22 protein-coding genes are annotated in these 23,275 nt (G+C 47.4%); 5 read left to right on the plus strand and 17 right to left on the minus strand.

The annotated features are described in order from the left end of the window. Positions 1-43 precede the first annotated feature (43 nt). A complete protein-coding gene (locus tag N530_RS0101220) occupies positions 44-1,039 on the plus strand; it encodes a class I SAM-dependent methyltransferase (RefSeq protein WP_026479201.1) in 996 nt (331 codons plus the stop codon). Here N530_RS0101220 and N530_RS17200 read toward each other — a convergent pair whose 3' ends face one another. From N530_RS17200 to fabA, 4 genes are all read right to left on the minus strand, one after another. Then, positions 1,040-2,566 (minus strand): bifunctional diguanylate cyclase/phosphodiesterase, encoded by a 1,527-nt coding sequence (locus tag N530_RS17200; protein WP_051540685.1) that lies wholly within the window; start codon positions 2,564-2,566, stop codon positions 1,040-1,042. A 100-nt stretch (positions 2,567-2,666) separates the two neighbouring features. Then, positions 2,667-3,476 (minus strand): enoyl-ACP reductase FabI, encoded by an 810-nt coding sequence (fabI, locus tag N530_RS0101230; RefSeq protein WP_026479202.1) that lies wholly within the window; start codon positions 3,474-3,476, stop codon positions 2,667-2,669. A gap of 20 nt (positions 3,477-3,496) precedes the next feature. Continuing rightward, the gene (gene fabB, locus N530_RS0101235) at positions 3,497-4,717 is read right to left on the minus strand and encodes a beta-ketoacyl-ACP synthase I (RefSeq protein WP_026479203.1); all 1,221 of its coding nucleotides are present in this window, start codon (positions 4,715-4,717) and stop codon (positions 3,497-3,499) included. A 56-nt stretch (positions 4,718-4,773) separates the two neighbouring features. Next, the gene (gene fabA, locus N530_RS0101240; protein WP_026317327.1) at positions 4,774-5,289 is read right to left on the minus strand and encodes a 3-hydroxyacyl-[acyl-carrier-protein] dehydratase FabA; all 516 of its coding nucleotides are present in this window, start codon (positions 5,287-5,289) and stop codon (positions 4,774-4,776) included. A gap of 165 nt (positions 5,290-5,454) precedes the next feature. On the opposite strand from fabA, the gene irrA reads away from it, so the two are divergent. Then, a complete protein-coding gene (gene irrA, locus N530_RS0101245; RefSeq protein ID WP_018688879.1) occupies positions 5,455-5,892 on the plus strand; it encodes an iron response transcriptional regulator IrrA in 438 nt (145 codons plus the stop codon). Between the two features lie 25 nt (positions 5,893-5,917). Here the strand turns inward: irrA and N530_RS0101250 are convergent, their stop codons facing one another. After that, on the minus strand, positions 5,918-6,493 hold the full coding sequence (locus tag N530_RS0101250) for an SH3 domain-containing protein (RefSeq protein ID WP_026479204.1): 576 nt from the start codon (positions 6,491-6,493) through the stop codon (positions 5,918-5,920). Positions 6,494-6,652: 159 nt separating this feature from the next. Here N530_RS0101250 and N530_RS0101255 point away from each other — a divergent pair, with 159 nt between their 5' ends. Beyond that, positions 6,653-7,660 carry a D-glycerate dehydrogenase gene (locus N530_RS0101255; RefSeq protein WP_026479205.1) on the plus strand — a complete coding sequence of 336 codons (1,008 nt, stop codon included), beginning with the start codon at positions 6,653-6,655 and terminating at the stop codon, positions 7,658-7,660. A gap of 51 nt (positions 7,661-7,711) precedes the next feature. On the opposite strand, the gene N530_RS19290 is transcribed toward N530_RS0101255, so the two are convergent. From N530_RS19290 to N530_RS0101300, 9 genes are all read right to left on the minus strand, one after another. Continuing rightward, on the minus strand, positions 7,712-8,671 hold the full coding sequence (locus N530_RS19290) for a hypothetical protein (RefSeq protein ID WP_202898996.1): 960 nt from the start codon (positions 8,669-8,671) through the stop codon (positions 7,712-7,714). Positions 8,672-8,750: 79 nt separating this feature from the next. Next, entirely contained in the window at positions 8,751-9,497 is a 747-nt protein-coding gene (moeB, locus tag N530_RS0101265; RefSeq protein WP_026479206.1) for a molybdopterin-synthase adenylyltransferase MoeB, read from the minus strand. After that, positions 9,490-10,659 carry a DNA replication/repair protein RecF gene (gene recF / locus N530_RS0101270; RefSeq protein ID WP_026479207.1) on the minus strand — a complete coding sequence of 390 codons (1,170 nt, stop codon included), beginning with the start codon at positions 10,657-10,659 and terminating at the stop codon, positions 9,490-9,492. Before recF ends, moeB begins: the two co-directional genes overlap by 8 nt. A gap of 41 nt (positions 10,660-10,700) precedes the next feature. After that, positions 10,701-11,819 carry a DNA polymerase III subunit beta gene (dnaN, locus tag N530_RS0101275; protein WP_026479208.1) on the minus strand — a complete coding sequence of 373 codons (1,119 nt, stop codon included), beginning with the start codon at positions 11,817-11,819 and terminating at the stop codon, positions 10,701-10,703. Between the two features lie 215 nt (positions 11,820-12,034). Next, positions 12,035-13,645: a chromosomal replication initiator protein DnaA gene (gene dnaA, locus N530_RS0101280; RefSeq protein ID WP_081773859.1), complete on the minus strand. Its 1,611-nt coding sequence runs from the start codon at positions 13,643-13,645 to the stop codon at positions 12,035-12,037. A gap of 719 nt (positions 13,646-14,364) precedes the next feature. Next, positions 14,365-14,631: a 30S ribosomal protein S20 gene (gene rpsT / locus N530_RS0101285; protein ID WP_018688871.1), complete on the minus strand. Its 267-nt coding sequence runs from the start codon at positions 14,629-14,631 to the stop codon at positions 14,365-14,367. Between the two features lie 191 nt (positions 14,632-14,822). Continuing rightward, positions 14,823-15,596, minus strand: coding sequence for an enoyl-CoA hydratase (locus N530_RS0101290; RefSeq protein WP_026479209.1), 774 nt, complete (start codon positions 15,594-15,596; stop codon positions 14,823-14,825). A 47-nt stretch (positions 15,597-15,643) separates the two neighbouring features. Further along, the gene (mutM, locus tag N530_RS0101295; protein ID WP_026479210.1) at positions 15,644-16,525 is read right to left on the minus strand and encodes a bifunctional DNA-formamidopyrimidine glycosylase/DNA-(apurinic or apyrimidinic site) lyase; all 882 of its coding nucleotides are present in this window, start codon (positions 16,523-16,525) and stop codon (positions 15,644-15,646) included. Continuing rightward, positions 16,518-17,765, minus strand: a complete 1,248-nt coding sequence (locus tag N530_RS0101300) for a phosphopentomutase (RefSeq protein WP_026479211.1) — start codon at positions 17,763-17,765, stop codon at positions 16,518-16,520. Before N530_RS0101300 ends, mutM begins: the two co-directional genes overlap by 8 nt. A 98-nt stretch (positions 17,766-17,863) precedes the next feature. Between N530_RS0101300 and N530_RS0101310 the strand changes: the two genes are divergently transcribed. Then, positions 17,864-18,793 carry a phosphate/phosphite/phosphonate ABC transporter substrate-binding protein gene (locus N530_RS0101310; RefSeq protein ID WP_081773860.1) on the plus strand — a complete coding sequence of 310 codons (930 nt, stop codon included), beginning with the start codon at positions 17,864-17,866 and terminating at the stop codon, positions 18,791-18,793. Positions 18,794-18,817: 24 nt separating this feature from the next. Here N530_RS0101310 and N530_RS17210 read toward each other — a convergent pair whose 3' ends face one another. The 3 genes from N530_RS17210 to N530_RS17215 form a co-directional block, all read right to left on the minus strand. Next, positions 18,818-19,432 (minus strand): TadE/TadG family type IV pilus assembly protein, encoded by a 615-nt coding sequence (locus N530_RS17210; protein WP_051540687.1) that lies wholly within the window; start codon positions 19,430-19,432, stop codon positions 18,818-18,820. Positions 19,433-19,456: 24 nt separating this feature from the next. After that, a complete protein-coding gene (locus N530_RS0101320; protein WP_026479214.1) occupies positions 19,457-20,005 on the minus strand; it encodes a TadE/TadG family type IV pilus assembly protein in 549 nt (182 codons plus the stop codon). 134 nt (positions 20,006-20,139) lie between these two features. Next, positions 20,140-20,625, minus strand: coding sequence for a pilus assembly protein N-terminal domain-containing protein (locus tag N530_RS17215; protein ID WP_081773861.1), 486 nt, complete (start codon positions 20,623-20,625; stop codon positions 20,140-20,142). A gap of 396 nt (positions 20,626-21,021) precedes the next feature. Between N530_RS17215 and N530_RS0101335 the strand changes: the two genes are divergently transcribed. Next, the gene (locus N530_RS0101335; RefSeq protein WP_026479215.1) at positions 21,022-23,238 is read left to right on the plus strand and encodes an AGE family epimerase/isomerase; all 2,217 of its coding nucleotides are present in this window, start codon (positions 21,022-21,024) and stop codon (positions 23,236-23,238) included. Positions 23,239-23,275 lie beyond the last annotated feature (37 nt).

A 23,275-nucleotide genomic window follows, 5' to 3' on the forward strand; every position in this document is an offset into this window, starting at 1 on the left:
CCTGATTCAGTCAGGGCCGCGTTTTTTAATTATAGGAATAGATATGGCCGGCAGCGCTGATACACTCTTTATGCCCATTGAAAATGGTGAAGTGCCACTTGGTGATGGTAAATGGCTCTATCTTGGAGCCAAGTCCATTGAGGGTGGGTTTTCAGACGATTTACGCGCGGCACTCGTGTGCGAGCAATCAATGCGCGGCCCTTATATGGATTTGCAAATGCGCGGCATGGATGTCCATCCGAGCGTTGAAAGCAGTACTCTTTTCTCTGGTGCACTCATCCTTATCGGTAAGCACCGTGCAGAAAATGAAGCGATGATCGCGCGCGCATCGACAATGGTTGCAAGTGGCGCGCCGATATTGATTGCTGGTGATAAAACCAGCGGCGGTGTGCCTTTGCGCAAGCGCATGTCAAATTTTGTGGGCGTAGATGGCTCTCTTGCCAAGTACCACGCGACGGTGTTTTGGCTGCGCAATAGCGCTGAAATCGCGACCAATTTGAACTCAAATAAAGCCTCACCTGAGGGTTTTAAAACATCGGGCGGTATGTTCAGCGCTGGAAAAATTGACAAAGGTTCAGCGCTCCTTGCTGAGCATCTTGATGATAGCATACGCGGCGATATCGCAGATTTTGGTGCAGGCTGGGGCTATCTTAGTGCGGAGCTTCTTAGCCGTTTTAATCCTCGGACCGTGCATCTTTATGAAGCACACTGGGCATCATTAGAAGCTGCAAAAGAAAATCTAAGCAGTTATGATCAGGGGCAAATTAGTTATTATTGGCATGATCTTGCCAGAGAGCCTGTTGGCAAAAAGTTTGATTGGATCATCATGAATCCGCCCTTTCACACGGCTCGTAAAACAGAGCCGCAGCTGGGGATACAATTCATTGAGACAGCCGCTAAATCTTTAAAGCCAAAAGGCGCATTGCTTATGGTCGCCAATGTGGCGCTGCCTTATGAGAAAGCTCTGCAGCAACACTTTACCAAAGTAACGCAGTTGGACCGTAGAGATGGTTTTAAACTGCTCAAAGCAATGAGATAATTACGCTGCCTGCTGAGTATCAAAGGTACGCTCTTCAAGAGCAAGCACTTCCTCAAATGGGAGTGGTTTGCCGAAGTGATATCCTTGAACAAGGTTACACCCAGCAGCTTTCAAGAGGATTGCCTGTGCTTCATTCTCGATGCCTTCTGCGATAACGCGCGCACCAAGCGAGTGGCCGAGATTGACAATCGTTGCAATCATCAGATTTCGCTCCTTGCTTTGATCAAGGCGGTCAATGAATGACTTGTCGATTTTAATTTTATCAAAGCAGAGTTCAGACAAATTGGTAAGGTTGGAATAGCCCGTACCAAAATCATCAATCGCGATTGCGACTTCCATTTGGTTGAGCTTTTTGAACAGACGACGCATGCGCATATGGTCTTTGATCAAAATATTTTCGGTTATTTCCAGCTCAAGGCGCGATGCAGGTAGACCAGTTTCAGCTAAAATCGCGTTCAAAGTTTCAATGAATTTCGGGTGTTCCAACTGAACCGTAGAAACGTTGACGGCCATTCTCAAGTCTGGTTGAAGCTGAACAGCATCAAGGCAAGCGCGGCGAAGCACCCATGTGCCTATTTCTTGGATTAAACCGCAATTCTCAGCAACAGAGATAAAGTCCGCAGGGGAAATCGCGCCCTTTTCGTGATGCGTCCAGCGTAATAGCGCTTCATACCCCTTCAAAGCACCGCTGTTGAGATCGTATTGTGGTTGATAGACAAGACGGAATTCTTCGCGTTGCAAAGCGTATGAAAGTTCACTTTCAAGCCATTGATTGTACGAGGCCTGATGGCTCATCTCTGGATGATAAATTGTGTATGATCCGCGCCCAGATTGTTTGGCATTTGTACGCGCAAGATTGGCATGGCGCAGAACTTTTTCAAATGACGTTCCACTACCTGTGTTGAGCTCAGCAATGCCGCCATTGGCATAAACAGGGTACGAGATAGTGCCAATGCGTACCGGCTTTGATAGAGCGCTCAATAGCGCTTCAACAGCCGCTTGAAGTTCAAGCTTATCATGGCCGACTTTTAACGCCACAACATACTCACTGCCATTTGTGCGCGCCAAAGGCCCTGCGTCCCCTACAAGTGAAGAAAGTCGGTTTGCAAGTATTTTTAAAACAGCATTGCCAGTCTCGGTTCCATAGACATTGTTGATGAGCTTTAGCTCATCAAAATCCATGCTGATGACATAATAATGATCCAGAGACTTGGATTTGTCGGATTTATCGACGAGTTCTTTTAGCGCTAATTCTAAACCAGTGCGTGAAAGCAGGCCTGTTACGACATCTGTACGCAGAGCTTTTTCAAAGTGGAGCGTTTTTTCATCGCCGCCTGCAAAATAGGCGTGCGCACAGCCAGCGCCAGCAAGTGCGGCTAGGCCAGCGATAATGGAGCCGGTGCTCGCAAAAGCTATCTGTGGGTCAATGCCTGAAAATGACATGCGTGTAGACCACAGCGCTAACGATGCAGCGCCAAAGCCACTCGAAAATACCGTGCATGCGCGAAAGAATAGATTTTTGCTCATATGACCTTACCTAGATGAATAAGGGTACTTATGAGCTCCTAACAAGGTATTTATATTCCGCGTTGGATTCAATCGATCGCAGGAATTCCAGCGTTATGGTTTATTTATCGTCAACGCTTTTTAATTGCTCTGGGCGCGGCATGGATGTGATGTTGTAGCCAGAATCAACGAAATGTATTTCGCCAGTAACACCGCCAGAAAGATCGGAAAGCAAATAAAGGCCAGATCCACCGACCTCTTCTTGCGTAACGGTTCGCTGGAGGGGAGCATTACGCTGTTGATGCGCAAACATAGCGCGTGCATCACCAATGCCTGCGCCTGCTAATGTGCGCATTGGGCCAGCGGAAATCGCATTAACGCGAATGCCGTCAGGACCAAGATCATTGGCCAAATAACGCACGCTGGCTTCAAGCGCCGCTTTTGCAACGCCCATAACATTGTAATTTGGCATCACACGTGTTGAGCCACCATAGGTAAGTGTCAGCAAAGAACCGCCATTCGTCATCAAAGGCGCAGCAAACTGGGCAACTTCTGTGAATGAATAGGCAGAAATTACCATTGTTTGGACGAAGTTTTCGCGCGTGGTTGCATCCACATAGCGGCCTTTTAATTCGTTCTTGTCCGAAAAGCCGATAGCATGAACAACAAAATCAAGCGTTCCCCACTCGTCTTTCAATGTGTCGAATGCAGATTTCACTGTTGCAACGTCAGAAACATCACATGGTAAAATGAGCGAAGCACCAACGCTTTCAGCGAGTGGTTTTACACGTTTTCCGAGCGCATCACCTTGATAGGTAAAGGCAAGTTCTGCGCCATGGTCATGTAAGGTTTTTGCAATACCCCATGCGATAGAGTTGCTATTGGCGACACCCATAATGAGGCCGCGTTTTCCGCTCATAATACCTTGCATGTTTTTTGAACTCATTCCTATCAACCGTTATAAAGCTGGAAAGCCAGCGTTGCATTCGTACCGCCAAAGCCGAACGAGTTCGTAATTGCCGCTTCAAGTTCGATATTATCAATGCGCTTTAATGCTATTGGCATGTCAGCAAACAGTGGATCGAGCTCTGTGATATGGGCACTTTCACACACAAAACGGTTCTTCATCATCAAGAGAGTGTAAATGCTTTCTTGAACGCCCGTCGCGCCTAATGAGTGACCTGTCAGCGATTTTGTTGAAGAAATATGCGGAATGTCATTGCCGAAAACAGCTCTGATGGCTTCCATTTCGCGCTCATCGCCAACCGGCGTTGATGTGCCATGGGTGTTAATATAGCCGATTTTTCCGTTTACGGTTGATATCGCCATATTCATGCAACGTGTAGCGCCTTCACCTGAAGGGGCCACCATGTCGTAGCCGTCAGATGTTGCGCCATAGCCAACGATTTCGCCATAAATTTTTGCGCCGCGCGCTTTTGCATGTTCTAATTCTTCAAGAACCAGCACACCAGCACCGCCAGCAATAACAAAACCGTCGCGGGTTTTATCATAAGCGCGTGAAGCTGTTGAAGGCGTATCATTATGTTTGGAAGACATAGCGCCCATTGCGTCGAACATGTTGGACATTGTCCAATCCAGATCTTCGCTGCCGCCAGCAAACACAATATCCTGCTTGCCCATTTGAATCACTTCATAGGCATTACCAATGCAGTGGTTTGATGTCGCGCATGCCGACGATATCGAATAATTGATACCTTTAATTTCAAACGGCGTTGCCAGCGTAGCAGAAGCTGTTGATGACATTGTTTTTGGCACAGCAAACGGGCCAATACGCTTTGGCGAATTGTTTTTCTCAGTCAACAAAGCTGCCTGATAGACAGTCTGAGTAGACGGACCACCGGACCCCATCACAATGCCTGTGCGGATGTTGGAAACATCTGATTTTTCTAAACCAGAATCATCAATCGCCTGCTGCATTGCCAAATAGTTCCAAGCAGAACCTTTTGCCAAAAAGCGTGTTTGACGGCGATCAAGAACTTCAAACGGATCGACTTTTGGTGCGCCATAAACATGGCTACGGAAGCCATGCTCGACCATGTCGGGTGAAGTTGTGATGCCTGATTTTGCATTGAGCAATGAATCAAGTACTTCCTCGGTGTTATCACCGATTGAAGAGACGATACCCATTCCTGTAACGACAACGCGTTTCATAAAATCTTCCCGTTTTTATCTGGTTGTGTAACCAATATAGTAAAGTTCGTGGCTAATTACGAAGCCTGATCTTGGAAAAGCGCAACACGCAAATCTTTTGCAGTGAATACGGTTTCTCCGTCAGCTTTGACAATACCATCAGCAATTCCAAGAACAAGACGTCCACGCATAACACGTTTAAAGTCAATTTCGAACTCAACCAACTTCGTTTCAGGTGTTACCATGCCGGTAAACTTCACTTCGCCAGTGGAAATTGCACGGCCTTTGCCAAGCTCACCAAGCCAACCAAGATAGAACCCTGTTAGCTGCCATAGCGCATCAAGGCCAAGACAACCGGGCATAACTGGATCGCCAATAAAATGGCAAGGAAAGAACCAAAGATCAGGATTGATGTCGAAAGCGGCGCGAATACACCCTTTACCGTGCTCACCACCTGTTTCGGAAATTTCAGTGATCCGATTAACCATCAACATCGGCGGTGCAGGTAACTGGGCATTGCCCGGACCAAACATTTCACCGCTTGAACAGGTTAGAATTTCTTCATAAGTGTAGCTGGATTTTTGTTCAGCCATCAATTTGCCCTCTTTTTCGTCTGCATAGCGTGCATAAAGTATCAATGCCATTACTATTGTTGTTACCGCAATGCCATCCCATCTATTGATTGGCGTTGATTATGCGAATATACCGGAAAATGTAAGGGCAATACGAATTTTTCCCTACTTCAACAGGTTTGAGTGATGATTAAGACGAACAAAGACGTCAAAATCAATGAGCGAAACGTCCGCGGGATGCTAAATGCCGCAGGATTGCGTCCAACGCGCCAGCGTTTGGCTTTGGCTGAAATGTTGTTTTTGGAAGATGATCGTCACGTCGCAGCAGAAGATTTGCATAAGCAGGCGGTTGAAAATGGCGTTCCGGTTTCATTAGCAACCGTTTACAACACGCTGCATCAGTTCACAGAGGCAGGTTTGCTTCGTATTCTGGCGATAGAAGGTCAGCGCACCTATTTTGATACCAATACAAGCGATCACCATCATTATTTTGTGCAAGATTCAAATGATGTGATGGACGTGCCTGATGGCGTGATCACTGTTGACAATCTTCCAATTCCTCCAGAGGGCATGGAAATTGCGAATGTCGATATCGTCATCCGCTTGAGGAAAAAAACAAGCTAATACAGGCTTTTGATAGCCTTAATCCTTAGTTTTCGAATTTTTCATCTGGGTACGCACCCCAAAGATCAGCTTGATCCGTAAAGCCGTGGATTTTTTTGCCATCGTTTAAGATTTCTAATTCGCACCAAGCACCGTCGCATTTTTGAACATTAGCCAGAACACCTGGCTCAACAAAAGCGACTTCTTTTGCACCAGATTTAGGGCTTTCATACACATTGATCGTCTCGTCTGATGCGCCTGCGCGCCACGGCGTCGTGATGACTGTTCTGTTGCCAGAAAGTAAAGAGCCGTGAATCCAGCCCATCGTTCCTTCTGAATCGCGCACACGGCGCCAATTGTCATATTCTTGAATGATTTCGAATGGTAAGCCCGATTTGAGATACATCCATGAAACAGCATAGTCTTTGCCTGGGCCGACCCGCATGTTCACGCGCTCTGATTTTAAGCTAACAAAACGCGGCAGCGGAAGCCCACTTGGCCCTCGATTAATAGAGGATGTTTGTTGTGCATGGGCATTAGGCACCGTTAACAAAGAACCGGATGCCAATAACGAAATTGCTGACAACACATTTAGTAACTTTATAAACTTGAACTCAACCATTTTTACCCCAACACTGTTTCAACACCGACTAAAAATGTGGCGTATCTAATTCATTGCCAATTGTGACTGTTTTTGGTTAATGGGTACTCAACAAATGATTACCAAACTGATATTGTTTGCATCTGTTGAGCGATCTACGCGAAAATAATTAACTGAATAATGGAAGCGCTCTTGAATAAAACACCTATTGTAATCGTGACACGCAAACTGCCGGAGACGGTAGAAACGCGTATGGGTGAGTTATTTAACGTCAAACTTAATGACGCAGATCAGCCCATGGATAGAGAAGCCTTAGCGCAAGCCATGCAAGAGGCTGATGTTTTGGTGCCCACTGTAACAGACAGAATAAATGCTGATCTCATTGATCGCGCGGGCCCTAAACTGAAACTGATCGCTAACTTTGGTAATGGCGTTGATAATATTGACGTAACCGCAGCCCATGCAAAAGGCATTGTCGTTACAAATACACCGAACGTTCTCAACGAAGACACGGCCGATATGACGATGGCGCTTATATTGGCAACGCCGCGCCGTCTTGTCGAAGGTGCATCGCATTTGCTTGGTGAGAACGAATGGTCGGGCTGGTCACCAACATGGATGCTTGGCCGCCGTATCTGGGGCAAGCGCCTTGGCATTATCGGCATGGGGCGTATTGGCGTTGCAGTTGCCCGCCGCGCCAAAGCTTTCGGCCTCTCAATTCACTATCATAACCGTGAACCGATTGATGATAGTACGCATAAAGAGCTTGATGCGACCCATTGGGATAGTTTGGACCAAATGCTGGCACACATGGATATTGTATCGGTAAATTGCCCTTATACGCCTGCCACATACCACTTGCTGTCTGAGCGCCGCCTTGAATTGCTTCAGCCCCATGCGTTTGTTGTGAACACGGCGCGCGGCGAAATCATTGATGAAAATGCTCTGATCCGTCTGCTTGAAGAAAACAAGATCGCCGGTGCAGGGCTTGATGTTTTTGAAGGTGAGCCAAAAGTTAATCCGCGCCTGAGTAAACTTGCCAAAGACGGGCGGGTGGTTCTGCTGCCACATATGAGTTCAGCAACCATCGAAGGCCGCATCGAAATGGGCGAAAAGATCATTATCAATATCCGGATGATGGCAAGTGGCGACCGCCCACCTGACCGGGTTCTTCCATCCATGATTTAGACAATAAAAAAGGCACCATAAGGTGCCTTTTTTGTTCTGAACTTATGCGCTTTAGCGCGGTTTTTTACCGAACACTTTGATGTATTCAGCTTCGCCGCCCTTAGCCAAGGCTTTTGCCTGTTTAATCCAATCGTCACGCTCAATACGGCCCTTGAAGGAAAGCTCATCATCAACGATAGCGATGTCGGCTTTTTTCCATTTAGCGATTTGACTGAAATGCCAGAAGCCAAGACCATTGAGCGTTTGCTCTAGTTTTGGGCCAACACCAGCAATCAACTTCAAGTCGTCAGCTTGGCCGTTAGGCTTGCTTAAGCGTTCTGGTCCTGCTGATGTTGATTTAGCCGCCGCAGGTTTAGATGCTGCAGCCTTTTTAGGTGCTGCTTTTTTGGCTGCTGTGCTTGATTTGGTCGTTGCTGACTTCGTCGTCGCAGATTTTGCAGCAGCAGGCTTAGTAGCCTTGCTTGTTGTTGCCGCTGCTGTCGCAGCAGCTTTGCTAGCAGCAGGCTTCTTTGTGGTTGCGGCTTTTTTAGGTGCAGCAGATGCAGTCGCCGTTTTAGGAGAAGCTGCCTTCGTTGCGGCAGCTTTGCCAGTTGTTTTTGGCGCTGCAGTCGATTTCGCTTTAGGCGTTGTCGTTTTTGCAGTGGTGGTTTTTGCGGCTGCCTTAGGCTTTGTTGTTTTGGCTGAAGACGCTGTCTTCGCAGCTGTCGTCTTTTTAGCTGTCGCCGGCTTCTTCGCAGGCGCTTTGCTCTTAGCCGTGTTTGATGTGCCCGCCATCAAACCAACAGCTTCCGCTGGTGGTAATTTAACGTCTGGTTCTGATGTTGCTTGTTCTTTTTCTACTGGTTTAGAAGTGATCGCGCCGGTCGTAGATTGAGCCGCAGGTTTCGCTGCTGCTGCGGATGATTGTGATCCGCCAGTCGAGTTTCCAGATGAATCTTTACCAAAATAGAAGTAGAGAAGAATTAGAATGAGAATAATCAGAATGATAAGACTGATTGCCATTAAGCTCATTACGATGCCCTTTAATATATACAAATGGCGCCGCCCCTCGACACCTTGGCCGTAACATGTAGCGAAACATTGCTGTGCGTCAAGTTTTACGCTTAAAACGCATTTTTTCGAACCGGCATTCTAGGGCGTCGTAAAGTAAAAGCTGCCCAATAAGTGGTGTCCCGATATGTGTAATGAGCTTGATTACTTCGGTTGCTTGCAAGGTTCCAATAACACCAGCTACTACACCAAGAATACCCGCCTCGGCACATGTTGGCACAACACCATCAGGCGGTGCTTTAGGGAATATGTCCCGATAACGCGGGTTATTTCCTTCAAAAGGCGTTAAAACGGTCAGTGAAGCATCAAATCGTCCAAGCGCCGCTGCAACCAATGGCAGGCCTAAAGCTTCGGCTTGATCGGCAACGAGGTAGCGCGTTTCAAAATTGTCTGAACCATCGACGATGATGTCATAGTCTTTGAAAATGCGCTGAGCATTGTCTGCATCTAAGCGCTCATTATGAGCGATAACTTTAACGTGCGGGTTGATGTTCGCGATTGTTTTTGTTGCGCTGTGCGTCTTTTTCTCTGAAATCTGATCTGTTGCGTGAATGATTTGGCGTTGGAGATTGGAAAGCGAAACCACATCATCATCGATGATGCCGAGCGTGCCAACACCTGCCGCAGCCAAATACATCGCAACTGGACTGCCAAGACCGCCTGCGCCGATAATGCAAACACGCGCGGCTTTCAGCTTTTGTTGGCCCGCTCCGCCAATTTCAGGCAATATAATATGGCGTGCATAACGCTCAATTTCTTCACCCGTCAATTTAGCATCTTTAGCCATCTTGTTCTCTGTTCAGGGTTCCGTTGTCGACGGTGAAATATTGCGCGCGATTACCAAGAGCGTCAAAGAGATTGCGGTCCGTTCCGGTCATAAATGCTTGTCCGCCGATAGCATGAATACGGTCAAATAGAGCTGCGCGCCTATCAATATCTAAATGAGCAGCAACCTCATCAAGCAGCATGATGGGGGCAAGTTTTGAAACTGTTTTTGTGAGCATCCCATGAGCAAGAACAAGGCCGATAAGTAGCGCCTTTTGTTCGCCGGTTGAGCAAAGGCCTGCTTCCATATCTTTTTCGCCGTGCCGCACAATTAAATCGGCGCGGTGTGGACCGGTGAGGGTTCGCTTTGCTGCACGGTCGCGGTAGCGCAAATCACGAAGCTTCTTTTTAAAGGTTTCTTCCAGATCAAAACCGTTTAAGCCTTCAGCTGCCATTGCCTCCAATGGGCCTTCGAGCGCTAAATGAGCCGTCGGGAAAACGCTTTGTTGGTTCGTGCTCAATTGCTGTATTAAGCCCGTCAATAAAGAGACAAGTTCATAGCGCGCAGAAATCATGGCAACGCCAAGCGAAGCAAGTTGATCTTCTGCCGCATCAAGCCATTGATCCGTTTGCTGGTTCGGCACTTCATCAAGCAGTCGGTTGCGATTACGCATCGCTTTTTCATAGTTGCTGGCACGGCGCCCATGGGCAGGATCAATCGCCAGCACCATGCGATCCAAGAATCGGCGCCGATCTGATGCTGCTCCCGTAAACAGCCCATCCATAGACGGCGTGACCCATATCACACGGCATAGATCAAGCAGCTCATCGGCGTTCTTCATCGGCGTGCCGTTGATGCGCACGCGGCGAACTGGCGTTGCGTATGGATCTAGCCCAGCCGTGCCCGTGCCAATCGCATAATCTTCATCGTCTTTGTTTAAAGTTGCAAAGACTGAAAAGCCGTCAGGTGCCGTTTTATGCCGCATCGAGGAAAGTGGCGCGCGGCGCAAGCCACGTCCAGGCGACATCAGAGAAACAGCTTCCATGAGATTTGTCTTTCCAGCACCGTTCGCGCCGGTTAGAACAACATGATGATCTGACAGATCAACACTGAGCTTTTCGTAATTGCGAAATGTTGTCAGCTTGATCTGGGATAGCCAAATTTGAGGGCGGTCGCCGACCATTTAGGATTTACCTTTATAATTCCAGCGACCAGCGCAGCGTTCTAAACGCGCATAGGCATTAAGACATAAAGTGCCAGCGCGTCGTTCGTATCCTCAATCAGCGTCGGTGAGCCTGCATCAGCGAGCAAAAACTTCACATCACTGCCAGATAGCTGATTGGCAATATCCAAGAGGTAGCGAGCATTAAAGCCAATTTCCATTGGCTCAGCATCATAGCTAACGGCCAATTCTTCTGTCGCTGATCCAGAATCAGGGTTGTTCACGGAAAGTGTTAGCAATCCTTCAGACAAAGCTAGCTTAACGGCGCGGCCCCGTTCACTGGATACGGTAGAAACACGGTCAACAGCATCTGTGAAGCTTTTGCGCTCAACCTGCATGGCCTTGTCGTTGCCTTGAGGAATAACCCGCTGGTAATCAGGAAATGTTCCGTCAATTAACTTGGATGTTAAAACCACAGCGCCAATTGTCATGCGGATTTTGCTGTCAGATAATTCGACAATCACTGCCACGTCAGGGTTGTCGACGAGCTTTTGTAATTCGCCAACTGTTTTGCGCGGAATAATAATGCCGGGCATGTTTTCAGCGCCGTCAGGTGCTTCTGTTTCACAGCGCGCCAATCGATGCCCGTCTGTCGCCACTGCGCGCAGTACGATCTTGCCGTCACTTTCAGCGCTGTGAATGAATATACCGTTCAAATAATAGCGGGTTTCTTCTGTTGAGATCGCAAATTGTGTGCGCTCAATCAGGCGGCGCATCGTTGCGCTATCAAGACGGAATGTGTGGCTAAACTCACCCGCAGCCAGCTGCGGAAAATCTGATTGCGGCAAACACTGCAATTTGAAGTGAGAACGACCAGACGCAACCGTCATCGTTGAGCCTTCAGGGTCAACCGATAGCATGACTTCCGAACCATCAGGCAGCTTGCGCACGATGTCATAAAGAAGATGCGCAGGAACTGTTGTGGCACCCGCTTGCTCAATCTGCGCTGGCGTTGCCTCTGTGATCTCGAGATCAAGGTCGGTGGCCTTAAGTTCAAGGCTGGCACCTTCAGCGTTCAAAAGCACGTTAGATAGAATCGGTATCGTGTTCCGGCGCTCTACAACACGGTGAACATGATTAAGTGATTTGAGAAGATTAGCTCGCTCGAGTGTCACACGCATGGCGTTCGTCCATTGGTCTATTCTGAATAATTATCGCCCACAGCTATGAAATCGCGCAGGCGTTTGGACGCCGAATGTGGCGCTTTAATAGGCTAATTGCAAGCTCAAGCGGGGCTGCAGGCGCACGATTAAAGCAAAGCTTGGGGAAAAACTGGGCGAAACCCCAAAATAGCAAAAGCCGCCCATGACAGGCGGCTTTCAAAAAGCAAAAAAGCTTATTCTTCAATTAGGCGGCGCAACAATTCCAACTCTTTGGAAAGATTGGTGTCAGCTGTTTTCATCTGCTCAACTTTGCGCACAGCGTGAAGCACTGTGGTGTGATCGCGGCCGCCAAATCGGCGTCCAATTTCAGGCAAAGAGCGCGGTGTCATGATCTTCGACAGATACATTGCAATCTGGCGAGGACGCACAACGGTACGCGTGCGGCGATTAGAGAGCATCTCATTGCGCGGCACATTAAAGTGTTGAGCAACGACCCGCTGAATATCTTCAATACGGATTTTCTTGCGCTCTTCGGCGCGGGTTAGGTGCCCAAGAATATCATCAACACGATCAAGTGAAATGTTCTGTTCAAATGATTGGCGGAAAATCAGCTGATTGAATGCACCTTCCAGCTCGCGGAAACTTGATGAAACTGTTTTTGCAACATGCTGCAAAACATCTTCTGCAATGTGCAGCGTAGCATCATCTTTGCGTGCATCATCCAAACGTTTTTGAAGCATCGCATGGCGCATCTCATAGTCTGGCGCTTCGATTTCTAGTGCGACGCCACCTTTAAGGCGCGAGCGCACGCGTGGATCAAGTGATTCAAGTTCAGAAGGTGGACGGTCAGCAGCTACAACGACTTGTTTTGCACTATCGAGCAATGTGTTGATGAGGTGACAGAACTCAGATTGAATTTTCTCGCCTTGAAGAAATTGCATGTCATCAATGATCAGAAGGTCAATTTCATTCAGTGCATCTTTGAAAACCAACGCTTTGCTGTCGCGTATCGCACTGGCAAAACGCCACATGAAATATTCAGCCGTTAGATAAACAACGCGCTGGTTCGGGTTTTTAGCTTTGGCAGCATTTGCGATTGCTTGAAGAAGGTGTGTTTTGCCAAGGCCAACAGAAGAATAGAAGAAAAGCGGGTTAAAGCGGGCAGCATTGGCACCTTTATCAACGGCTGTACGCGCAGCTGCAAGGCAGACATTGTTCGACGGGCCTTCAATGAAATTGTCAAATGAGTAGCGGCTATCAATTGGTGAACCTAGAACCGTGCCACGTGCGGCTTGTTCCTGAGCTGAGCCAATAATGGCTGTCTTGCTAACCGTCGAGCCTGGCATTGCCGGATGTCTGCTGGTTGTTGATGCAGCTTTAGCGGCCTGTTCTTTTTGGGCGAGAGCCTTGCTGGCATCTGCGCGCGCAGCGCTGCGCACAACGATATCAAGTTTTAAAACACTTGGTTCTTCTTTCTGCCAAAGAGCGAGCATGTCATCAAGGTAATGGCTGTTGATCCAAGTGCGCAGGAACGGTGTTGGAACAGATAGTGTAACGACACTGCTGCTGGATTGTTCAAGTTGCGCGCGGCCAAACCAGCTTTGGTAAACCTCTGCGCCAATCTTGGCTTTAAGTAGCTGACATACGCGATCAAAAATCCGCGTCTGCTCTTTTTTAGAAGTTTCGGTTGTCGCTGCCCCTGCAACTGATGCATCTGTCATTAAGCCAGTTTCCTCTATCGCATCGCATTCTTTCGGTTGCGCAATGCGGACATGCTTGGAGACGAGTGCTCCAATATTCATAGTGTCCACTTTATCTGATTTTTTTGCGCCGTTTAAATGCATTGTGCGAAGTTCCTTTGTTAATTTTATGTGCCGCTATTAGGCGTTTCTTATTATTCTTGCCGAACCCCGTCGGCATTCTTTCTCCAAATTTTGGGCGCAGAAACCCTACCGTGAAATTGTGGATTTCACGTTTTGTATCGTCTTAATTTAATGGCAATGATCGAAGAAAATCGATCCAGACTGAGAAGTGCTTATTGTTTGTACCAGCCTTGTTTTGCTGGCCTCATCCAAGATCCCCATCTTGAATGCCCCGTTAAGTTTTCTCGTTCTGTGGATAAGGATATACCGCCAAGAACGCGCTGTGATCAAGTCGCGTTTACTCAAATTTAACGAATCAAAACGCTTGATAATTGAGTTGAAATAGGACTCACCAAGCCCAAATGCGGCTAAACGTTTGGGATTCCACAGTTTCTTTTTTTGAGGTTGATTTTGAGCGAAGTAGAAAAAAATTTATAAAAATTTGCTTGACTCAGCCAGAGGCGGAGAGACTCACTTCGTGTTTAATGAGTGTTAAAATGTGAATGGCTAAGTTGTTGAAATATAACGATAAAATATTTCCGGCAAGATTCAGCGTGACATTTCAATGACATAGAAAAAAACGGCTGCTGACGTCAGAAAAACAAGCGATGAGCGTGACCGCAGTGCCGCAAAATTAATGCGTTGCAACAAAAAAGCCCGACCAAATGGCCGGGCTTTTTTAAAAATATATATAGTCAGTATTAAGCAGAGATTGCTTTTACACGTGATGCGAGACGGGACACTTTACGTGATGCTGTGTTCTTGTGGTAAATACCTTTACCAGCAGCGCGCATCAATTCAGGCTGAGCCGCTTTGAGTGCTTCTGCAGCAGCGCTTTGGTCGCCTGAAGAAATTGCTTCTTCAACTTTACGTAGGAATGAACGAACGCGTGAGCGGCGAGCTGAATTAACTTCAGTGCGGCGAGCGATTTTGCGTGTCGCTTTTTTAGCGGATGGTGTGTTTGCCATAGTTGCCTCAAATTGTCGTTCTTATGAACGAATAAACCTTAGCCAGCTTGCGTAACTTTAATGAAACGATTGTGGCACAAAAAAACATTATGGCGACCAAAGGCCGCCAAGTTGGTGTTGCTATAATACCAATGTTCTTGCACGTCAACGGTTTTTGCACATTGAGGTCGTACAGGATAGAAATTGTTAGTCTAGCGGTTTTTAAATGAAGGGGAGCGTTTCTCTATAAACGCTGTCATACCTTCTTTTTGGTCTTCTAACGCAAATGTTGAATGAAATGCTCGCCGCTCAAACCGAAGCCCTTCTTCAAGGCTCGTTTCATAAGCGCGATTAACGGCCTCTTTGGCAAGCATAACAGAAGGAAGCGAGTAATCGGCAATCTTTTGTGCCGCACGAATGGCTTCTTCCAATAATTCTCCATCAGCAACAATACGAGAGACCAGCCCGCAACTTTCAGCTTCCTCTGCGCTCATCATGCGTCCGGTGAGAATCATATCCATTGCTTTTGCTTTGCCGACAAAGCGTGCGAGGCGCTGCGTACCGCCAATACCCGGTAAAATTCCAAGTGTTATTTCTGGTTGGCCAAATTTAGCGCTCTGGCTGGCAATAATGAAGTCGCACATCATGGCAAGTTCACACCCGCCGCCAAGGGCATAGCCAGATACTGCTGCAATGATTGGTTTGCGAATGGCTGGAATATCGAGCCAGCCCGCCATGCTATCTGACATAAAGGCACCGGCGAAATCTAAATCCTGCATCTCTTTGATGTCAGCACCTGCCGCAAATGCTTTCTCAGATCCTGTAATGACGATTGCGCCAACTTTGGCATCGCTATCAAAGTCTTTCAGTGCCAAGCTTAGTTCTTCAAGCAGGGCAGCGTTGAGTGCATTCAGTGCCTTTGGGCGATCAAGCGTGATGAGACCGGCACGGCCACGTTTTTCAACTATTAAATTCTGATACGCCATAGGGTTCCTTTTTGGTGGGCTTTATTAGAGTAAAGGGCCAAGTCGTCTTATCTTTGACATGTAGGACAATAAAAAGTCGAGCGGCCACTTTGGACAATACGATTTATGGTGCCCCCACAATCCTGTTTTCTGCAAGGCATTCCTTCTTGGTCATAAACGGCAAAACTGTGTTGGAAATAACCGAGCGTACCGTCGGTCTGCGTATGATCGCGCAAGGATGATCCACCGGCTTGAATGGCATCGGCAATGACAGTGCGGATATGGCCCGCCAGCTCATTGCATCGCGCCGTAGGTTTGCCGTCCTTACGCACCAATGTGCCTGCTTTCCGTTTGGGGGATAGGCCAGAACGCCAAAGCGCTTCACACACATATATATTGCCCAGCCCTGCAATAAGCTTTTGGTCAAGTAGCGCAGCTTTCAAAGGGGCTGCTTTTCCCGCAAACATTGGGGCAAGGGCCTCTCCGCTCAATTGGTTGCCTGTTGGCTCTAAGCCAAGACCGCTCAAATGCGGGTTCTCATGAATAAGGTGCGCCTTATCCATGAACATAAAGCCAAATCGGCGCGGGTCATTATAGATAACCTGCGCTTGCTCGTCATTGCTTTGCTTTAGATGGAAAATGACATGGTCATGCGCTTCAATCTTTGCATGCTCATGATGACGTTCCCCAATATCGCTGTTTTGTGTTCGAAATGACCCTGACATGCCCAAATGACAGACGAGAACGAAGCCGTTGTCGAAATGGATCATAAGATATTTGGCGCGGCGCGACAGGCTGGTTATTTTTACGCCTTGAAGGCGAACTGCCATATTATCGGGAAACGGAAACCGTAGATTGGGACGGCGCAATTCCAAACGCTCGAGCATCGCGCCTTGCATCACCGGCTCAAGCCCGCGCCTTACCGTTTCAACTTCAGGAAGTTCAGGCATCGGTTTTTATCTTATCTATAAAGGACGTTCCATATTTGCCGGCCGGTACACCGAGATGAGCAGCAATCGTCTCGCCAATATCAGCAAAGCTTTTGCGAATGCCAAGTTGCGCGCCCTTGGCGTTAGAGCCTTTTAATAGGCCAACAATAGGAATGCGCTCACGTGTGTGATCAGAGCCAGTCCATGTTGGGTCACAGCCGTGGTCCGCTGTAATAATCATTAAGTCATCATGTTTAAGGGCGGCAATGAATTCAGGTAATCGTTTGTCAAAATGTTCAAGTGCAGATGCATAACCAGCAACGTCACGGCGATGGCCATATAGCTGATCGAAGTCAATAAAATTTGTGAATACCAGATCACCGTCATCCGCATGCGCCATAGCTTCTAATGTCGCATCGGCAAGGGCATCATTGCCGTTGGCTTTTGTAACTTCGCTAATGCCTTGGTGGGCAAAGATATCGCCAATTTTACCAACAGCAATCACGCGTTTTCCCGTTGATGTTAGTCTGTCCAGTAATGTTGGTTCTGGCGGCAGAACAGAATAATCACGGCGATTACCCGTTCGTACAAAATTGTCCGGCGCCTCTCCAAGAAAAGGCCGCGCGATCACACGTCCAATATTGTAAGGGTCAACAAGTTTGCGCACGGTTTCGCATAAAGCATAAAGTCTTTCTAAGCCGAAATGCGTTTCATGCGCAGCAATCTGAAAAACAGAATCAGATGACGTATAAAAAATCGGCTGCCCAGATTGAATGTGTTCATCGCCGAAATTGGTCAGAGCTTCTGTGCCTGAAGAATGGCAATTGGCCAGCGAGCCTTCAATGCGTGCTTCTTTATAAATGCTATCGAGAAGGACTTGCGGAAAAGTTTGTGCTTTGTGGGGAAAATATCCCCAGTCGAACGTAACCGGCAGCCCTGCAATTTCCCAATGCCCCGATGGCGTGTCCTTGCCGTTTGAAACCTCATCGCTAACGCCCCAGAAGCCGTATGGAGAAAGGGCCTGTTTTGTCTTGGCCAAAGGGTGATTGCTGGCAAGTTCAAGGGCGTGGAAAAAACCAAGGTCAGCAAGATTAGGACATTGAAGCGGCCCTTCACGGAGACCTGTTTTGTCAGCCTTACCGTCTTCTGTGTGTTCAAGAATGTGACCGACGGTATTTGAGCCTTCATCATTAAACTGCGCAGCATCATTTGCGCCGCCTAAACCGACGGAATCCATGACAAAAAGAAAGGCTCGGGCCATTTTAAATCCTAGTTATTATTATGTAGGGCTTTAAGTGTTTGTTGATTGCCCATAGTAAACAATTGATTATACAGGTTTGAAATGGGTCCGGTCCACAAATGTTTAAAGCCCCAATATCATGGTCACTGAGAAAATTCTCAAAAGCGGTTTCTTTAGGTTTGGTTATAGCGGCGTTGTCGTCCTCCCCCGTCTTAGCTGATTGGCGCAGTGACATGGGTGTTTTCCGTGTTGGTATTTCGTCAATTGAAGGTGAAGCATTGCGTGCCGGCACGTTTGATGAATTCAGAAAGCTGCTTGCAGACACATTAAATATGCCTGTTGAGATATTTCAGGCCAACGATGCGTCGACATTAATCGATGCGATGGCGTCTTCACGCATAGAATATGCGATATTGCCTGCTGCAGGCTATGCTACGCTTGATATTTTTTGCTCATGCGTTTTGCCTATTGCTGCTCCTATTGCAGAAAATGGCAGCGATGCGGTCCGTTCCGTTTTTATCACAGACCAGAACCGCATTGCTACTTTAGCAGATGTCAGCGGGCGTAGAATTGCTGTTGGGCCACCTGCGTCCTTGTCTGGTTTTATGCTGCCTTACGCTTTTTTCCAAGCATCAGGTAAATCGCTCGAAAATAGCGGCGCTATAATTGTTGAAACGACGAGCCAAACAGAAGCGGTAAAGCTTTTTCATGACGGAGAGGTCGATGGTTTTTTCGCGTGGGAAAGTACAACGCTTGGATCTGAAAAATCATATAAGAATGAATTTTTAAACACTGCAGATGAAAACAGTGAGCTGCGGCCAGTAATTTTATGGCGCTCTGAACCTGTACGTTACGGACCGCATGTTGTGCGCAATAATCTACCCAAAGAGGCCGTTGATGCATTATCAAGCGCACTTTTGTCGATGAATGAAAAAGCACCACTTGCTTATGATGCCGTTTCGCCTGAACTCGCAGGCGGTATGCAAACCGTGTCGAGAGATGACTATAATGTGGTTAGCACTATGGTGCGTGCGTTAGCAGAAAAGTAGTCAGCTGGGCTGGGTAAATAGAACTTAGCAATCCGTGCATTTGACGATATCGGCGATACGTGGACGCAACCAATATTCTTCGGACATATCCAGCGCCGTGTAAGTGTTACCGCTCGCATCTGTTTTTGACCCAAGTACCCATGTGACAATCGGGCGATACTCAATTTCAGTAATGACTTTGACAAGAAAAGTGCCGTCTATGCGCAGCCGTTCAGGCACAGCGATCTTTATGCCTTTACCTGAGCCAAAACCGCCGTCAAATTTACCTTTATCATAACGCCGTGACCAGATGATCTCGCCGCCATCGGGGTGCTTATCACGAACATCAACGCCAACAATCGTAATTCTCGGTTTGTCTGCCGTATATGGATACATAATCGCCGCACCGATTTCTAACATTGAATCGAGCGTCTTTTTGTCAACTTCTTGTTGCTGCGTAACCAAGTCAGCAACAGTACTGGCCACGCGCGCAGCCCGCTTGTTGACCGTTATGCCCGTCGAGATTTCAACTGTGCCAAGATACAACGCTAAAAGAAGCGGGACGATGAGTGCGAATTCAACCGCAGCAATACCGCCTTTATCCTTGCGAAATCTGCTTAAAACGCCGCTGAATCTATTTTGCTTGAATGCTTTTGTCATGCTCAATGTACTCAAATCGCGGAATTAAAAGGGTTCGTTCTGCCAAGTGGATGACGAATATAGGAGCGTTTTTCCGTTCTCCAACCCAGAAAGGTGTGACTTCATAATGTCCGTGATGACAGGCCAGCGGTAAAACACACGCAGATGGTTGATTGTGCCTGCACCGCCTGGTTCATAGCTGAAGCCGGACGTGTCTAGTTTTTTCGGATTCTCCATCGGAATTGTCGTCGGTACATCCGAAAATTTCTTGTACGATTTCAAATCGAATTCAAGCTCAGGGCAACCGCTTGAAACTAGGAGCTCTAAATCATGGCATATCATTGCCCGGAATTGATCTTTATTTGTGGTTTTCGGGTCAATTTGACCTGTGCGTACTTTGCGCGCTGCTTGGTCAACAGAATTGGCCATAACTTGCTGTGCTGTAAATGACAGTGATGTTTCGAGAACGGCAAAAACAATTAAAATAAAGGGAATAGCGAGAATACCGAACTCGATCGCCGTTGCGCCATCTTTATTATGCTTAAATCGGCTTAAAGCTCTACGGAGCTTGCCGATTTTTCCAAACCTATGCACTTTGTTTTTCTCCCGATACGCAGATCAAAAAGAGCGTAGTAGAAAAACCTTTAAAACTTCTTGCGCAAACCGCTAGAATGTTAGGCACGCATCAAATTGATACGTGCCTGTAATTTAGTAATTTAAAGCAATGTTTATTTGTCGTCATCATCAGTTTTGTTTGCTTCAGCCGTGGCAGCAATTGCTTGAAGTTCGGCTTCAGTAAGATACGCGCCTTCGCATTCAGGTTCACAGGACAGATTTTCAATTTCAGCGCGGCGGTACACCCGTACGATTGATGCGGTGTTCCGGCTAACAGCAATGCTTTCATCCAAGATAGGCGTGCCCGCTTCATCGAGAATAACAAGATTTGTTCGGCCAAAGCCGCGGCCCGTCAGAACAAGTGTTTGTGAATCCTGTATTGTTACGTCTGCAATTTCGGGGTTGCCGACAATAACGGTCGTTGCAGCGCGCGATAATTTTATAATTTTTGCATTGTTCAACTCAACTTTGATTCCAGCAGCGTTGGAATGTTTTTCGACCTGAGCTTCAGGGGCAGAATCTGCTGCATGAACAGTCGTAATGCCGTTCGTGCCAGCAATAAATGTTGCTAAACAAAGTAGTTTAATACGCGAGACCATGACCTAACTCCAAACATATCTGATGTCTAAAATTGCGCAGAAAGCTGAAGGAAGCATTAACCATAGAAATTTTGACTGATTTTTTGCAAACTGTTTACCACATTTGCGCGGAACGGGCATTAAGGTTTGAGCAACCTTGTTCGTTAAGTCGGTGGCAAGAGGCAATGGATAGGTTGGCTGCAATCGATCAGAAAATAATATCTGACGGTGTGCTGTTTAATTTAACGAATAAGAATCGCAGAGTATTCACACGTCCCATTAAAGACGAAACTGATGCAACTGCTATCTAATACGACCCGCTCTTCATTCGAGAGCGGGTCGTTTGTGTTTAGTTTACGCTTAGGTCGTATTGTCGGATTTAATTACAGTTTTGGCATCTAACAATTCGAGCATTCTATGAACGAGCTTTCCATCACACCTGTTATATTATGTGGCGGTGCCGGTTCACGTCTTTGGCCAATGTCGCGGGACGAAAAGCCCAAGCAGTTTCACGCATTGTTTAATGAGCGCTCTCTACTGACCAATACTGCCTCTCGCATTCCTGTCGGCATTTATAAGGGCCTTGCGATTGCGCCGCCCATCGTGCTTGGCAGCGCACAGCTTGAGCAAATGTTTCATGCGGCAATCAAAGAATTTGAAACGCAGCCAAGCGAGGTTTTGCTTGAGCCTTCTGTGCGTGATACCGCAGCTGCCATCGCAGCCGTCACAGCTTTTGTTTCAGCCCGAGATCCAGAACAATTAGTTGTCGTGTTACCATCGGATGCACGAATCGATAATCACGAAGTTTTCCTCGATACAATCGCAAAAGCCGCCCGTACCGCAGCAATAACAGATGCGATCATGACGTTGGGCATTTCGCCATCACGGCCAGAAACACAATATGGGTATATTCAGCAAGGCGAGCCATTTGAAGAAGGCTTTCGTGTGGAGAAATTCCGCGAAAAACCTGACTATGAAACAGCCCAAAAATACTTGGCTGATGGTAATTTTTTATGGAATGCGGGCATGTTTTTGTTCCGAGCCGGACGCATGGTTGAAGAGTTTGAGAAACTCCAACCTGAAATTTGGGACAAAGCAAAAAGAGCTGTGGAGTTAGCGCAAACGGATGGCTCGTTTATTTTCCTAGATAATGACAGCTTCAATGCGGCGCCCAAGCTTTCTATGGATTACGCTATCATGGAAAAAGCCGATAATATCGGCGTGGTTCCTGCAAGTTTTGACTGGGATGATCTTGGCTCATGGACCCAGCTTTATGATGCTGCGCATAAAGATGAAGCGGGTAATGCTCTTTATGGAGACGTTATCAACATTGATGCAAAGAATAATTATGTCCGAGCTGATGACGCACTTGTCGCTATAGCCGGTGTTGAGGGGCTGACTGTCATTGCAGAGGATAACAAAGTCCTCGTTGCGCGCACGGACATGGCACATCTCGTCAAGGACGTGACGACCGTTTTCAAGGCTGATTATGCCTATACGCGCAAACGCCATTGGCCGAAAAAAGAAATACAGCAATGGTTGTTTGAAAAAGCGCTGCCTCTATGGGCTGAAAAAGGAATTGATTATGAGCACGGCGGTGTTCATGAAGCGCTGACATTTGATGGCGAACCAGCGCCGCACCCACATAAGCGTTTGCGCGTAATCGCAAGGCAAATTTATTGTTTTTCTCATGCCTCATTGATCGGCTGGAAGGGCGATTCAGATAAAATTTTACGCCATTGCCTCGACACTTTGATCGAGACGGGATGGCATCCAGAAGGCGGCTTTATCCATCTATATAATCCTGACGGATCTGTTCTGGATGATTCCCGAGATACATATGATCAGTGCTTCGTCTTGCTTGGTCTTTCATGGCTTTATCGCGCCAAGGCTTGGCCAGAAGCGCGTGAATGGGCAGACAAAACGCTGGCCTATATGGATGAGCATCTCGCGGACACTGTAAATGGTGGTTATCTCGAAGATTCAAAAGGCTCTACACCGCGGCGTGCCAACCCGCATATGCATTTCTTAGAAGCAATGCTTGGCTGGTATGAAGCAACGCAAGACAAGCGATTTTTGGATCGCGCGCAAACGATGGTTCAACTCTTTGAGAAACATTTCTTTGATCGCATAACTGGATCAGTCATAGAGCGGTTTAATAATGATTGGTCGCTAATGGCGAGGGGAAAAGCTGATAATTCTGTCGAGCCTGGGCACAGCTATGAATGGGCATGGCTTTTGATGCGCTACAATACGCATCGATCAACGCCGCGACTTGAGGCTAAAGCCCGAGCAATTTACGCATCAAGCCGTGCATTTGCTTATCATGAAAAAACGGGCGCTGTCGCAGATTATATGCAGCCGGATGGAACCAATTTAAGTGACAATGCGCGGTGCTGGCCGCAAACAGAAGCGCTCAAAGCGGCCATTGTTTTTGAGAAAAATGGACTGTCAGTAGCCGCAAATCATCGCAAGAAAATGCTCGATGTTCTGTTTACGCGCTATCTCAATGGGCCGATTGACGGTGGGTGGTATGATGCAATCAACACCGAGGGAAAAGTGACGGCACCAGATATGCCGTCAAGTACCTTTTATCATGTCTTCTGTGCGCTCGCTGAGCATATAGAAGGCTAGCGCGACGCTGAAACTCTTAATCAGGCCGCTTGAATAA

Origin of the sequence: Ahrensia sp. 13_GOM-1096m (assembly GCF_000620605.1) — a bacterium.
Lineage (GTDB): Bacteria > Pseudomonadota > Alphaproteobacteria > Rhizobiales > Rhizobiaceae > Ahrensia > Ahrensia kielensis.